Annotated in this window: 10 protein-coding genes and 1 pseudogene; 2 read left to right on the top strand and 9 right to left on the bottom strand. The window is 62.4% G+C overall.

The features are described from left to right. Positions 1–162: 162 nt before the first annotated feature. The 6 genes from aauR to HU763_RS19150 form a co-directional block, all read right to left on the bottom strand. The gene (gene aauR, locus HU763_RS19175; RefSeq protein ID WP_170031968.1) at positions 163–1,491 is read right to left on the bottom strand and encodes a two-component response regulator AauR; all 1,329 of its coding nucleotides are present in this window, start codon (positions 1,489–1,491) and stop codon (positions 163–165) included. After that, on the bottom strand, positions 1,488–3,392 hold the full coding sequence (aauS, locus tag HU763_RS19170; protein WP_186685135.1) for a two-component sensor histidine kinase AauS: 1,905 nt from the start codon (positions 3,390–3,392) through the stop codon (positions 1,488–1,490). Before aauS ends, aauR begins: the two co-directional genes overlap by 4 nt. Positions 3,393–3,464: 72 nt before the next feature. Further along, positions 3,465–4,199 carry an amino acid ABC transporter ATP-binding protein gene (locus tag HU763_RS19165; protein ID WP_170031962.1) on the bottom strand — a complete coding sequence of 245 codons (735 nt, stop codon included), beginning with the start codon at positions 4,197–4,199 and terminating at the stop codon, positions 3,465–3,467. Continuing rightward, on the bottom strand, positions 4,196–4,867 hold the full coding sequence (locus HU763_RS19160; RefSeq protein WP_186685133.1) for an amino acid ABC transporter permease: 672 nt from the start codon (positions 4,865–4,867) through the stop codon (positions 4,196–4,198). Before HU763_RS19160 ends, HU763_RS19165 begins: the two co-directional genes overlap by 4 nt. Continuing rightward, positions 4,868–5,614: an amino acid ABC transporter permease gene (locus tag HU763_RS19155; RefSeq protein WP_170031956.1), complete on the bottom strand. Its 747-nt coding sequence runs from the start codon at positions 5,612–5,614 to the stop codon at positions 4,868–4,870. A 142-nt stretch (positions 5,615–5,756) separates the two neighbouring features. Further along, positions 5,757–6,674 carry a glutamate/aspartate ABC transporter substrate-binding protein gene (locus HU763_RS19150; RefSeq protein ID WP_186685131.1) on the bottom strand — a complete coding sequence of 306 codons (918 nt, stop codon included), beginning with the start codon at positions 6,672–6,674 and terminating at the stop codon, positions 5,757–5,759. A 244-nt stretch (positions 6,675–6,918) separates the two neighbouring features. Here HU763_RS19150 and HU763_RS24905 point away from each other — a divergent pair. Then, positions 6,919–7,914 (top strand): annotated as a pseudogene (locus HU763_RS24905) (dermonecrotic toxin domain-containing protein). A gap of 86 nt (positions 7,915–8,000) precedes the next feature. Beyond that, positions 8,001–9,314: an NEL-type E3 ubiquitin ligase domain-containing protein gene (locus tag HU763_RS24805; protein WP_264081891.1), complete on the top strand. Its 1,314-nt coding sequence runs from the start codon at positions 8,001–8,003 to the stop codon at positions 9,312–9,314. A 123-nt stretch (positions 9,315–9,437) separates the two neighbouring features. Here the strand turns inward: HU763_RS24805 and glpD are convergent, their stop codons facing one another. The 3 genes from glpD to glpK form a co-directional block, all read right to left on the bottom strand. After that, complete coding sequence (gene glpD / locus HU763_RS19140; RefSeq protein ID WP_186685129.1) at positions 9,438–10,976, bottom strand: glycerol-3-phosphate dehydrogenase; 1,539 nt, start codon at positions 10,974–10,976, stop codon at positions 9,438–9,440. 250 nt (positions 10,977–11,226) lie between these two features. Continuing rightward, the gene (glpR, locus tag HU763_RS19135; RefSeq protein ID WP_186685127.1) at positions 11,227–11,982 is read right to left on the bottom strand and encodes a DNA-binding transcriptional repressor GlpR; all 756 of its coding nucleotides are present in this window, start codon (positions 11,980–11,982) and stop codon (positions 11,227–11,229) included. 282 nt (positions 11,983–12,264) lie between these two features. After that, complete coding sequence (gene glpK / locus HU763_RS19130; RefSeq protein WP_186685125.1) at positions 12,265–13,764, bottom strand: glycerol kinase GlpK; 1,500 nt, start codon at positions 13,762–13,764, stop codon at positions 12,265–12,267. Between the last annotated feature and the right edge of the window lie 12 nt (positions 13,765–13,776).

The following is a 13,776-nucleotide window of genomic DNA, read 5'->3' as shown; positions in this document are numbered from 1 at the left end:
CGAAGCTGAAACCGGGGGCCGCTACGCGCCCCATCGCGACACAGGGCCGCTCCTACAAGGGCCGCGTCAGCCGTCCTGCCTCGGTGCGCAGCACTACCACACCCGCACCGAGGGCGGCTTTGAAGAGCAGATCCACGTTGTCTTTCCAGTTGCGGGTCGAGGTCAGCCGAGGCCGTATTTCTTTACCTTGTCGAACAGCGTGGTCTTGGCCATGCCCAGCTCCTGGCTGGCCTGGCTGAGGTTGCCGCCAGTTCGCTGCAGCGCATCGCTGAGCAGGTTGCGCTCGAACGCTTCCACCGCCTCGGCAAAGCCCAGCCCCTGGCTGGCGCCACCGCTGGGGCCTTTCTTGAAGGCTGGCAGGCCAAGGGCATAGCGTTCGGCCACGTTGCGCAATTCGCGCACGTTGCCCGGCCAGTCATGCGCCATCAAGCGCGACAGGGTCTGGCTGTCCAGCGTTGGTGTTTCACGGTCGAAGCGCAGGGCCGACTGCTGCAGGAAGTGTTCGAACAGTTGCAGGATGTCTTCGCGGCGCTCACGCAACGGCGGCAATTCCAGGGTGACCACGTTCAGCCGGTAGTACAGGTCGCTGCGGAACTGGCCGCTCTGGCCCATGGCATCCAGGTCGGACTTGGTTGCAGCGATTACCCGGCAATCCACCGGAATGCTCTGGTTCGAGCCCAGCCGTTCCAGGGTGCGCTCCTGCAATACGCGCAGCAGCTTGATCTGCAGGTTGATCGGCATGCTTTCCACTTCGTCGAGGAACAGCGTGCCACCGTTGGCGTGTTCGATCTTGCCGATGCGGCGTTTGCCAGCACCGGTGAAGGCATTGGCCTCGTGGCCGAAAATCTCGCTTTCGAACAGGTTTTCCGGCAGGCCGCCACAGTTCAGGGCCACGAACGGCTGGCCGTGGCGGCGACTGAAGTCGTGCAGGCAACGGGCAACCAGCTCCTTGCCGGTACCGGTCTCGCCTTCGATCAGGACGTTGGCCGAGGTATCGGCCACGTTGGCAATCAGCTCACGCAGCTGCTCCATCGCCGGCGAGCGGCCAATGATGCGACCCTCCAGGCTGCTTTGCTCCGCCAGCTGGCGGCGCAGGGCGACCACTTCGCGCGATAACCCACGCTGTTCCAGGGCGCGGCGTACCACATCGACCAGGCGTTCGGGGGAGAACGGTTTCTCCATGAAGTCGTAGGCGCCATTGCGCATGGCGCCGACCGCCATGTCGATATCGCCATGGCCGGTAATCAGTACTACCGGCAGGCTGCGGTCGCGGGCCTTGAGGCGGTTGAGCAGCTCCAGGCCATCGATGCCTGGCAGGCGGATATCACTGACGACGATGCCGGCGAAGTCGTCGCCGATGCGTTCCAGCGCCTGCTCGGCGCTGCCCACGCCTTCACAGGCGATGTCTTCCAGGGCAAGTGCCTGTTGGCAGCCGAGCAGCACATGCGGGTCGTCTTCGACGATCAGGACGGTAAGAGGCGCTTGGTTCATGGATGCTCTGCCGATTCGCTAGGGGGGGAGACCAGCGGCAGGGCCAGGATGAAGGCCGTACCGCCGTTGGCGGGATGCTCGACGTTGAGGCTGCCCTTGGCGGCGGCGGCAAGGCTCGCCGACAGGGTCAGGCCCAGGCCCAGGCCGTGTTCGCCCGGTTTGGTGGTGAAGAAGGGTTCGAACAGGTGCTTGCGCGCCTCGCTGTCGATGCCATGGCCATTGTCGCGCACCTGCAAACGGTACTTGTCACCCTGCAGTTCGCCTTCGAGCCACAGTTGCGGCAGTGGCTGCGCCGCCATGGCATCCAGGGCGTTACCGATCAGGTTGACCAGGATCTGCTCCAGGCGGGTCTGGTCGATGGCCAGCTGCTGGTCATCGAACTGGTTGTGCACCTGCAGCTGGCAGGCGCTGATGCGGTTGGCCAGCACCTGCAGGGTGGCTTCGACCGCCTTGGCCAGCGAGGCCTGGCCGCTGTCGTCGCCGCGCCGGGCGAACGAGCGCAGGCTGGCGGTGATGCGGCCCATGCGGTCGATCAGGTCGTTCATGGTGCGCAGGTTGGTGCTGGCGGTTTCCAGCGCCCCGCGTTCGAGGAAGCGCACGGTGTTGCCGGACAAGGTGCGCAGCGCCGCCAGCGGCTGGTTCAGTTCATGGGCAATGCTGGTGGACATCTGCCCGATGGCGGCCAGCTTGCCGGCCTGCACCAGCTCATCCTGGGCGTGGCGCAGGGTCTGCTCGGCATGCCGGCGTTCCCGAATCTGGCCTTTCAGGCGTTCGTTGCTGGCACGCAGGTCGGCGGTGCGCTCGGCAATCCGCCGTTCCAGCTGGCTGTTGGCTTCCTGCAGCGCCTCGCGGGCTGCCAGGCGCGTGGCGATCACCTTGCGCCGCTCGTTCCAGGCGATGCCCAGGATCGCCAGCAAGGCGAAGGCCACGCCCACCAGGATACCCTGCACCATGGATTCGCGGCGCAGGTCCTGCAGCGGGGTCAGCAGGGTGAAGTGCCAGGGCGTATCGGCCAGGCGCCGGGTCTGCGCCAGGTAGGTCATTTCGCGGGGCTTGCCCTGGGCGGTTTCGCTGTTGGCCGGGAAGGTCAGTTTTTCCACGCCGTCGGCCAGGATTTCCCGGGCCAGCGGCTGCAGCTCGTTCAGTGGCCACCAGTAGTATTGCAGGCTGCGCGCCAGGCGCTCCTTGATCTGTGGTGTCAGCGGGCGCACCGACTTCAGGCGTCGTGCCGGGTCGCTGGAAAGGATGATGATGCCATTCTCGTCGCTGACGAACGCCTCCAGGCGGGCCCTTTGCCAGCGCTCCTCGAGGGTGTCCAGGCGCACCTTGATCACCGCCACGCCAATGATCTTGCCGTGCTCCTCAAGGCCATGGGCGAGGTAGTAGCCGGCCTCCCCGGTGGTACTGCCGATGCCATAGAAGCGCCCGGGCTCGCCGCGCACGGCAGTCTGGAAGTAGGCGCGGAACGACAGGTCTTCGCCGAGGAACGAGTCGGCATCGCGCCAGTTGCTGGTGGCCTGCACCCGACCATTGGTATCGAGCACGAAAATGGCCCGGCTGCGGCTGCGCCGGTTCAGGCCTTCGAGGTATTCGTTGACGGTCTGACGCGAACCGCCATCAGGGTCGGTGAGCAGCTGCGAGACGCTGTCTTCCAGCTCAAGCAGGCTCGGCAGGTAGGTGTACTTGCTGATTTCGCTTTCCACCGTGCGCGCGTGCAGCTCCAGCTGGCGTTCGCCGTTTTCGCTGAGAATGCGGATGCCGTTGCTTTCGCTGACCAGATAGCCAGCCAGCCCGAGCCCGACCATCAGCAGGATGATCAAGGGTGGCAGCAGCAATTGGCGGAGCAGGCGGGATTTCACGGCAGGCTTGGCAGGGAGAAGAAGCGAAGGATCGCATTTCATCACAGTGGCCTTGTCACGACCAGCGCTGCGGCCCGAAAGGGCAGCAGCGCCGACCGGTTCAGTGAGGCAACATCAGTGTTGCAGGATCTTGCTGAGGAAGTGCTGGGTGCGCTCGTGGCGGGCGCCCGGGTTGCCGAAGAAGTCTTCCTTCTGGCAGTCCTCGATGATGTGGCCCTTGTCCATGAAGATCACGCGGTTGGCCACTTTGCGGGCGAAGCCCATTTCGTGGGTCACGCACATCATGGTCATGCCTTCATTGGCCAGCTCGACCATCACGTCCAGTACTTCGTTAACCATTTCCGGGTCCAGCGCCGAGGTTGGCTCGTCGAACAGCATGACGATCGGGTCCATCGACAGGGCGCGGGCGATCGCCACGCGCTGCTGCTGGCCGCCGGACAGTTGGCCGGGGTGCTTCTTGGCGTGGGCACCGAGGCCGACGCGGTCGAGCAGGGCCAGGCCTTTCTTGGTCGCTTCCGCTTCGCTGCGGCCAAGCACCTTGCGCTGGGCGATGGTCAGGTTCTCGGTGATGGACAGGTGCGGGAACAGCTCGAAGTGCTGGAACACCATGCCAACGCGCGAGCGCAGCTTGGGCAGGTTGGTCTTGGGGTCGGCGATCGAAGTGCCATCGACCACGATGTCACCTTTCTGGAACGGCTCCAGGGCGTTGACGCATTTGATCAGGGTAGATTTGCCCGAGCCCGACGGGCCACAGACCACCACCACTTCACCCTTCTTGACCTCGGTGCTGCAATCGGTCAGTACCTGGAAGTCCCCGTACCACTTGTTGACGTTCTTGATGGAAATCATACGGCGATCCTTTTTTGCAGGCGCTTGACCAGCCACGAAGCGGAGAAGCTGATGAGGAAATACACGACACCGGCGAAGATCAGGAACTCATGGGAGCGCCCGATGATGTCGCCGTTGGAGCGTGCCGAGTTGAGGAAGTCCACCAGGCCCACGGTATATACCAGCGAGGTGTCCTGGAACAGGATGATGCTCTGCTGCAGCAGCAGCGGGGTCATCTTGCGGAAGGCCTGGGGCAGGATGATCAGGCGCATGGTCTGGCTGTAGGTCATGCCCAGGGCCTGGGCGGCGCCCATCTGGCCCTTGGAGATCGACTGCACGCCGGCGCGGACGATTTCGCAGAAGTACGCGGCCTCGAACATCATGAACGCCACCACGCACGAGGTGAACGCGCCGACCGGGGTGTCCTCGCCGGTGATCCAGCGCAGCACGAACGGTACCGCCAGGTAGAACCAGGTGATCACCAGCAGCAACGGGATCGAGCGGAAGTAGTTGACGTAGGCACCGGCCAGGTTCGACAGCAGCTTGCTCGACGACAGGCGCATCAGGGCCAGGATGGTACCCAGCACGATGCCGCCAACCACGCCCATGATCATCAACTGCAAGGTCATGACCATGCCTTCCCACAGGGCTGGCAGGGCCGGGATGATTTCGCTGAAATCCATGTCCATTTATTTGCCCCCTACGGAAATCAGGCCGGGCACCGAGACTTTCTTCTCGACCATGCGCATCAGCAGCATCAGGCCCATGTTCAGGGTGAAGTAGATCAGCGTGGCCAGGGTGAAGGCCTCGAACAGGTTGGCCGAGAATTCGGCGGTCTGCTTGGTCTGCGCCAGCAGCTCCATCAGGCCGATCAGGGACGCCACCGAGGAGTTCTTGAACACGTTCAGGAATTCCGAGGTCAGCGGCGGGATGATGATCCGGTAGGCTTGCGGCAGCAGCACGTTGGTGTAGATCTGCGACAGGCTGAAGCCCATGGCACGGGCAGCGGCTTCCTGGCCGCGGGGCAGCGCCTGGATGCCGGTACGCACCTGCTCGCAGACACGCGCGGCGGTGAACAGGCCCAGGCAGATGACCACGCTGATCAACGCCGAGGTGGTCGGGTTGAGGTCCTGCTTGAACCATTCCTGCAGGCCCTCGGGCAGCAGGTCGGGTACCAGGAAGTACCAGATGAACAGCTGCACCAGCAGCGGCACGTTGCGGAATAGCTCCACGTAGACGGTGGCGATGCCGGACACCAGACGGTTCGGCACGGTACGCATGACGCCGAGGACCGACCCCAACAGCAAGGCGATGATCCAGGCGGAGATGGCGATGGCGATGGTCCAGCCCAGACCGGTGATATACCAGTCCAGATAGGTCTCGCTGCCCACGCCGGTGGACTTGAAGAACACGCCCCAGTCCCAGTTGTAATTCATCGGGATTTCCCCTCAGACGGTTGTTTCACGGGCACCTTCCAACATCCGGGGGCACACGGCCCTCGGATGAAAGGTTAGACACTAACGGGTGGCCTGCCGGTTTAATTGGCGCTTTGCAGCGCAACAGGCCACGGGCTGGGGGTCAGGACTTCTTCTCGTCGGCGGCCTTGTCGGTCGGCTCGGCGATCAGTTTCTTCAGCTCCTCGCTCATCGGGAACTGCAGGTTCAGGCCCTTTGGCGGGATCGGCTGCTGGAACCACTTGTCGTAGCTCTTGTTGACTTCGCCCGACTTGAAGTAGGCGATGATGGCGTCATCCACCGCTTTCTTGAAGGCAGCGTCATCCTTGCGCACCATGCAGCCATAGATTTCGTACGACTGTGGGGTACCGGTGATGACCCAGTCCGACGGCTTGCGGGCCTTGGCCATTTCGCCGGCGAGCAGGGCGTCGTCCATCATGAAGGCCACGGCGCGGCCGCTTTCGAGCATGTTGAAGGCTTCACCGTGGTCCTTGGCGGAAATCACGTTCATCTTCATCTGCTTGTCGGCGTTCATCGCCTTGAGGATGCGCTCGGAAGTGGTACCGGCGGTGGTCACCACGTTCTTGCCAGCCAGGTCCGGGAAGTCCTTGTAGGCCGGTTGACCGTCCTTGACCTTGGTCAGCAGGCGGGTGCCGACTTCGAAGATACCGACCGTGAAGCCGACCTGCTGCTGGCGTTCGACGTTGTTGGTGGTGGAGCCGCACTCCAGGTCGACGGTGCCGTTCTGCACCAGCGGGATGCGGGTCTGGGAGGTGACGAGGTTGTAGCGGACTTTGATGTCCGTGCCCAGCTGCTTCTTCAAGGCATCGACGACAGCCAACTGGATGTCATGCGAATAGCCGACGGGCTCGGGCTTGCCGGCCAGGTAGGAAAACGGGATGGAGGAGTCGCGGTGGCCCAGGGTGATGGTGCCCGAGTCCTTGATCTTCTTCAGGGTGCCTGTCAGCTCTTCGGCCATGGCCGGCGAAGCGATCACAGCGGCCGCGATGGCGGCGCCCAGCAATTGACGAACGATGCGCATCAAATTTTCCTCGACGTGTTTGTTTTTTTTATGGAGCCGTTGGCGGACTCTTTCGTTCAACGAATACAGCATGAAGCGGGGTGCATTCGGCTACCAAGTGTAGAGCATGAGTCGTGCCAAGCTCTGATAGCGATCATAAACCCGCGAAAACTCGGGGTATGAAGCTTTCTTGACGATTTCTGCGTAACTGGAAGTTTCCGGATTTCCGAACGAATGCATTTATCCTGTTCGGAAATCCGAATAGATGGGCGAGTGCCATAGTCCTGCTATAAGTACCGCGTTTATCAATATTGCGTGTGGTGTCCTGCGTCTTTTCAGACCAGGAGAAACAACCATGCCATCTGCCGATATTCTTCCGTCCGGGTCGGTTGATCAGTCGATCGCCCGCCAGCTCCCTCCTTGGTTGGCCGCTGCCGAGACGCGACATGCCGAGCCCTATCGACGGGCCTTGATCGCGCAGCAGCAGGTTACCGACCAGTTGCAGCATCTTCTGAGCCGCATCCCGGCGGTTGACGACTTCGCAGCGCCTTTGCTGGAAAGAGCCTTGGCGCAGGCAGGGCTTGGTCATGTCGACCCGCGCCGTGCGCTCGTGGTGGTCAGCGAGGAGTTTCCACTGCCTTCGGCTGCAGAGAAGATCCACAAGCCGATGATCACCTACACCACCCGCCAATCCCTGCTCGCAGCCGCCCTGCACAATTTCGATGTAGCGGAGACCGAAACCTGGCTATTGCGCAAGGCGTATCTGGTCGACGAAAAGGGCAAGGCGCTGGAGATGAAGTTTGAGCATTTTGCCCGCCTGTGCCGCACGTTGGATGTCGGCGGCCGATATCAGTCGCTGTTGAAGTCGGTGCTACAGCCAAAGGCAGGCCGGGGCCAGCCTGCCGACCAGGCGCGGCATGCCATCGAGTAACTGTTTCAGGACAGTTTGCGTACCCGGATGAAGGCAGAACTGTATGAAGGCAGGATCAAGGGGACGCTGGACGAGTACGACCTGCGTCGCTTGCTGCCAATACTGGAGCGGCCAACGCTGCCGGGATACGCCGGCGGTACGCTGACACCGCGGCAATTGTACCTGTTGGGCAAATGCATGGTGGGCATTGTCACCCTGGAATGGCGGCCAGCACCGGGGGCCGCAGTTGATGAAATTATCGTCTGGATCCCTGGCGACCCCGAGAAAAGCCTACGTTGCGCCGTAGCTGGCGGCGCAAACTGGTTGACGGGAACGACCAATATGAACTGAGGATCGACGGTGAGCATGTCAGTGCGCTGCCTGTCCTGCCCCCAGGGGTCGACTATGGCCATGTGCGTAGGCTGACGTTGCGGAACATGCAACTACAAGACATCGATGCCTCGTTTCTCAGGCTGTTCCCGAATGTGGTCGATCTTGATCTCAGCGGCAACCGGCTAAGCCGCGTGCCCGAGGGGATCGAGCGCCTCAGCCAGCTGAGACGGGTCAATCTGGGCAATAACCAGATAGCCCTGGATGAACCTGGGAGCCGCCGTCTGGCGGGTTTGCAGCGGCTCGATACCTTGATTCTCAGCTACAACCCGCTCAACGGTGTGCCTGATCTCTCTGCCTTGCCGCATGTGCGTGACGTGCGTCTGCGTGCAACCGGGCAGGTTGATATGAGTCTGGTTCACGAGCGGCTTGCGTTGCGCGCGCACATCGACCTGCGTGACAACCGGATCAGCGAGCTGCAAAGGGATATGCGCGGCCTGCGCCTGCGCCTGCGCCTGCGGCTGCGAAGGCTCAATTTGCATGAGAACCCGCTGAACGAAGCCAGTGTCCAGTTGCATGACGAGGCGTGCGGCGTCAGCGACTCCCGGGCCAGGGGCGGGGCGTCCTATTCCCACGCGGCAGTGAACGCCGAAACCCGTGCCGAATGGGTGGCCAGCCGAAACGAATCGCTGCGTGCCAGTCGCGAAGCTAGCTGGGACCGTTTGCAGGAGGAGCCCGGCTCGGCAGGATTGTTTCGTTTCCTCGCGGATTTCGCCGAAAGCGAAGATTTCGAAACCCATCCCCGTCATTATCGTCGCCGTATCTGGCACATCCTCGATGCCTGCGAAAACAAAGAAGCGTTGCGCGAGCAGTTGTTCCGCGAGGCTGATGCCCCCCGGAGCTGCGAAGACCGCCTGTTGTTGATACTTAACCAGATGGAAGTGGCCATCCTTGCCTACCAAGGTATCGAAGGTGTCCCCGTTGCGATACGGGAGGCCCGACTTCTGCGCCTGGGCCGGCAGCTGCACCGTCTGGACCTGCTGGATGAGATTGCTGCACGGCATGTGCAAAGAATGCGCGCGGAGGCAGTGGTCGACGTCGATGAAGTCGAAACGCGGCTGTACTACCGCTCACGCCTGGCAAGCGCCCTTGATCTGCCAGTGACACCAGACGAGATGCATTACGCTTCGTTTGCCCATGTAAGCAACGCCGACCTGAGCCATGCGCAACTGGAAGTACTGGCGGGTAACACGTCAGTGGCCATCCTCGATACCTTGGCTGGGCGCCCTTTCTGGCCAAATTACCTGCGTGAAGCCTACCCAGAGCGCTTCGAAGCGCTGGCTGCGCCATTCCATGAACGCTTGGAATCGCTTGAACAGCAGGCCAGGAAAGTGACTACGGCAGGCGTGCCCGGGCATTGATGCTCGAGCATGAGGCTGACGAGCGGAGGTTGATGCGCATCTTGACTACCGAGGCCTGGAGGCGTTCTGCTTCCATTGACCGACCGCCTCGCGCCTGAGCGGCACGAGGCGAGGCCAGCAGGGTCAGGCTGCCTGGACGCGGGCCTGATTCTGCGCGCGCTGTTGCAGGTAATCCTTCAGCAATTGCTGTTCACTGGCGCTGGTGAACAGCCCCAGCTTGGTGCGGCGCCAGAGGATATCGTCGGCGTCGCACGCCCATTCCTGATCGCACAGGTATTCCACCTCGCGGCCGAACAGCCCGCCGCCGAGTGGCTGGCCCAGGTCTTCCGGCCCATGCACGCCGTCGAGCAACTGCCATACGCGATAGCCATAAGTGAGTGCCCAGCGTTTGGCAATGTCCACCGGCAACCAGCCGCAGCGCGCCAGTACCGTATCCACCAGCGCTTGGACGGTCGTCATGTTTTCCCCACCCGGCAGCGGCGCACTGGCCGTCCAGCTGCCACGCATCTGCGGGAAATGTGGCTTGAGTTCGGCCATGGCTGATTCGGCCAATTTGCGGTAGGTGGTCAGCTTGCCGCCGAACACCGACAGTAGCGGTGCCTGGCCTTCGCTGGCGGACAAGGCCAGGGTGTAGTCACGGGTCACCGCCGAAGGGTTGTCCGATTCGTCATTGCACAGCGGGCGAACCCCGGAGTAGGTGTGCACGATATCGCTGCGGCCGAGCTGATGATTGAAGTGCTCGTTGACCACTTTCAGCAGGTAGTCGGTTTCCTGTTCGGTGATCACTACCTTGGCCGGGTCGCCGCTGTATTCGCGGTCGGTAGTGCCAATCAGGGTGAAGCGCTCCAGGTACGGAATGCAGAACACGATTCGCTGGTCTTCGTTCTGCAGGATATAGGCGTGTTCGCCTTCATACAGGCGCGGCACGATGATGTGGCTGCCCTGAATCAGGCGGATGCCGTAAGGGGCATCGAGCTTCAGGTCGTCCTTGATGAAGCTGGCCACCCATGGGCCAGCGGCGTTGACCAGAGCACGGGCGCGGATGCTCTGCAGGCTGCCGTCGGCGTGTTGCAGGTGCACCTGCCACAGGCCGTCCACACGCTCGGCGCGCAGGCAGCGGGTGCGGGTGTGGATATGTGCGCCGTGTTCGCGTGCAGCCATGGCGTTGAGCACTACCAGGCGGGCGTCGTCGACGGCGCAATCGGCATATTCGAAGCCGCGGGTGATGGCCGGCTTGAGCGGATAGCCCGGGCCGAAGCGCAGGCTGCGCGAGGCACCCAGGCGCTTGCGCTTGCCCAGGTGGTCGTAGAGGAACAGGCCGGCGCGGATCATCCAGGCTGGGCGCAGGTGAGGGCGGTGCGGTAGCACGAAGCGCATCGGCTTGACGATGTGCGGGGCTTTGGCCAGCAGCACTTCGCGCTCGGCCAGCGCCTCACGCACCAAGCGGAATTCATAGTGCTCCAGGTAGCGCAGGCCGCCATGGATCAATTTACTGCTGGCCGAGGAGGTGTGCCGGGCCAGGTCGTCCTTTTCGCAGAGGAATACCTTGAGGCCGCGCCCGGCGGCGTCGGCAGCGATGCCCACGCCATTGATGCCGCCACCGATCACGGCGAGGTCATAGCAGTCGGCAAGTGGGGGCTGAGACGAAACGGGCTGGGACACGGGCAAGGCCTCCTGGGCGCTGTTCACATCGAATATGAACATTGATGTTCGTTTTCGAAAATACTAGCGCAATGGAAAGCCGGTCGCCAGTCAGTCTTTATAGAAAAAACTGATCAGATGAGAATAAAGTGAACATTTACGAATATTTTGGGTGATCGGTTTGGGGCTTGTAGCGCCTGTGAGATCGAGCGCCGCCCACGCGGCGCTCGTCACAGGCGACATAAGGCTCATGGCATGCGCCCAGTGGCCCTCACACCACCTCGAGGCGGATCTTGTACTGGTTCAGCAGTTGGGTGAGGGCAGGCGTCGGTGCCTGGTCGGTCACCAGGCAATCGACCAGGCTGATCGAGCCCAGGCGTACCATGGCGTTGCGCCCGAACTTGCTGGAGTCGGCGGCGAGGATCACCTGGCGGGCATTGGCGATGATTGCCTGGGAGACCCGCACCTCCTGGTAGTCGAAGTCGAGCAGGCTGCCATCTTCGTCGATGCCGCTGATGCCCACCAGGGCAAAATCGACCTTGAACTGGTTGATGAAGTCGACACTGGCCTGGCCGACCACGCCACCGTCGCGACGTACCGTGCCCCCGGCCACCAGCACTTCGAAATCATCCTTGGCGGCAAGGATGGCGGCGACATGCAGGTTGTTGGTGATGACTTTCAGATGGTTGTGGTTGAGCAGCGCCCGGGCGATGGATTCGGTGGTGGTGCCGATGTTGATGAACAGCGAGGCATGGTCGGGGATCTGCCGGGCCACGGCTTCGGCGATGCGTTGCTTCTCGTCGCGCATCTGGTCGGCACGCATCGCGTAGGCGGTGTTCTCGATGCTCGAATCATAGGCCGCGCCGCCATGGTAACGGCGTAGCAGGTTGAGCTCGGCAAGCTGATTGATATCACGGCGGATAGTCTGCGGAGTGACGACGAACAGCTGCGCCATTTCTTCGATACTGACGTAACCACGCTCGCGCACCAGTTCGAGAATTTGTTGTTGGCGGGGGGGCAGATTCATGGGCGGTCCTTTGGGGCTGCCGGACAAATGCTGCAATGATGCCGTAGGACGCGAACTACGGCCAGTGGCCTATCGGGCTTGCTGGCGAGCCCAGCCGCCTGGCATCGACTTCTGGCCTGCGCGGTTTTTTTGTAGGAGCGGCCTTGTGTCGCGACAAGGCCGCGAAGCGGCCCCGTCCTTTTCAGCTTCGCCGTCGATACTGCAGGGGCCGCTTTGCGGCCCTGTCGCGACACAAGGCCGCTCCTACACAGTCCGCGAACGCGTCACCATCTTGATGGGTAATCAAGCCTCGTGGTCTTCCCAGTCGCGAGTGCGCTCGACCGCCTTTTTCCAGCCGGCATACAGCTTCTCTTTGTGCACTTCATCCAGTTGCGGGCTGAACTCGCGTTCGATGATCGCCTTGTCGCGCAACTCGTCCAGGCCGCTCCAGAAACCACAAGCCAGGCCCGCCAGGTAGGCGGCGCCCAACGCAGTGGTTTCGCGCATTTTCGGGCGTTCCACGCAAGTACCAAGGATGTCCGCCTGGAACTGCATGAGGAAGTTGTTGGCTACCGCGCCACCGTCCACGCGCAGCTCGGAAAGGCGCTGGCCGCAGTCCTGCTGCATGGCATCAAGCACGTCGCGAGTCTGGTAGGCGATCGATTCCAGCGCGGCGCGGATGATGTGGTCCACCTTCACGCCACGGGTCAGGCCGAACAGCGCGCCGCGGGCATACGGGTCCCAGTACGGTGCACCCAGGCCGGTGAAGGCCGGCACCAGGTACACGCCATTGCTGTCCTTGACCTTGCTGGCGAAGTACTCGGTATCCAGTGCGTCGTTGACGATTTTCAGCTCGTCACGCAGCCACTGCACCGTGGAACCACCGTTGAACACCGCGCCCTCAAGGGCATAGGCCACTTCGCCGCGCGGGCCGCAGGCAATGGTGGTGAGCAAGCCATGGGACGACTTCACTGCCTGGCTGCCGGTATTCATCAGCAGGAAACAGCCGGTGCCATAGGTATTCTTGGCCTGGCCCGGCTCCACGCACATCTGGCCAAACAGTGCCGATTGCTGGTCGCCGGCGATACCGGCAATCGCGATGCCGCTCTTGGTGTGGCCGTACACTTCGGAAGACGGGCGTACCTCGGGCAGCATCTGCCGCGGGATACCGAGGATCTCCAGCAGGCGGTCGTCCCATTGCAGGCTGTGGATGTTGAACATCAGCGTACGCGAGGCGTTGGTGTAGTCGGTGACATGCACCTTGCCGCCCGAGAACTTCCAGATCAGCCAGGTATCGACGGTGCCGAACAACAGCTCGCCGCGCTCGGCGCGTTCGCGGGCACCCTCGACATTATCGAGGATCCACTTCAGCTTGGTGCCGGAGAAATACGGGTCGGTGACCAGGCCTGTGGTTTGGCGGATGTACTCCTCATGGCCGTCGCGCTTGAGCTGGGCGCAGATCTCGGTGCTGCGGCGGCACTGCCAGACGATGGCGTTGTACACCGGGCGGCCGGTTTCCTTGTCCCACACGACAGTGGTTTCGCGCTGGTTGGTGATGCCTAGCGCAGCCACCTGGGCATGGCTGATGCCGGCCTGGGCCAGCGCCTCGACCATGGTCGCACTCTGCGTGGCGAAGATTTCCATCGGGTCGTGTTCGACCCAGCCTGCCTGTGGGTAGTGCTGGGCGAACTCGCGTTGGGAGGTACCCACCACGTTGGCATCGCGGTCGAAAATGATGGCCCGCGAGCTGGTGGTACCCTGGTCCAGGGCGATGATGTAGTTCTTATCCTGGGTGTCTGTCATGGTCGTAGGCCT

Origin of the sequence: Pseudomonas anuradhapurensis (assembly GCF_014269225.2) — a bacterium.
Classification (GTDB): Bacteria; Pseudomonadota; Gammaproteobacteria; order Pseudomonadales; family Pseudomonadaceae; genus Aquipseudomonas; species Aquipseudomonas anuradhapurensis.
Note: the sequence above shows the minus strand (reverse complement) of the source record. Positions and strands in the feature narration are given on the sequence as shown.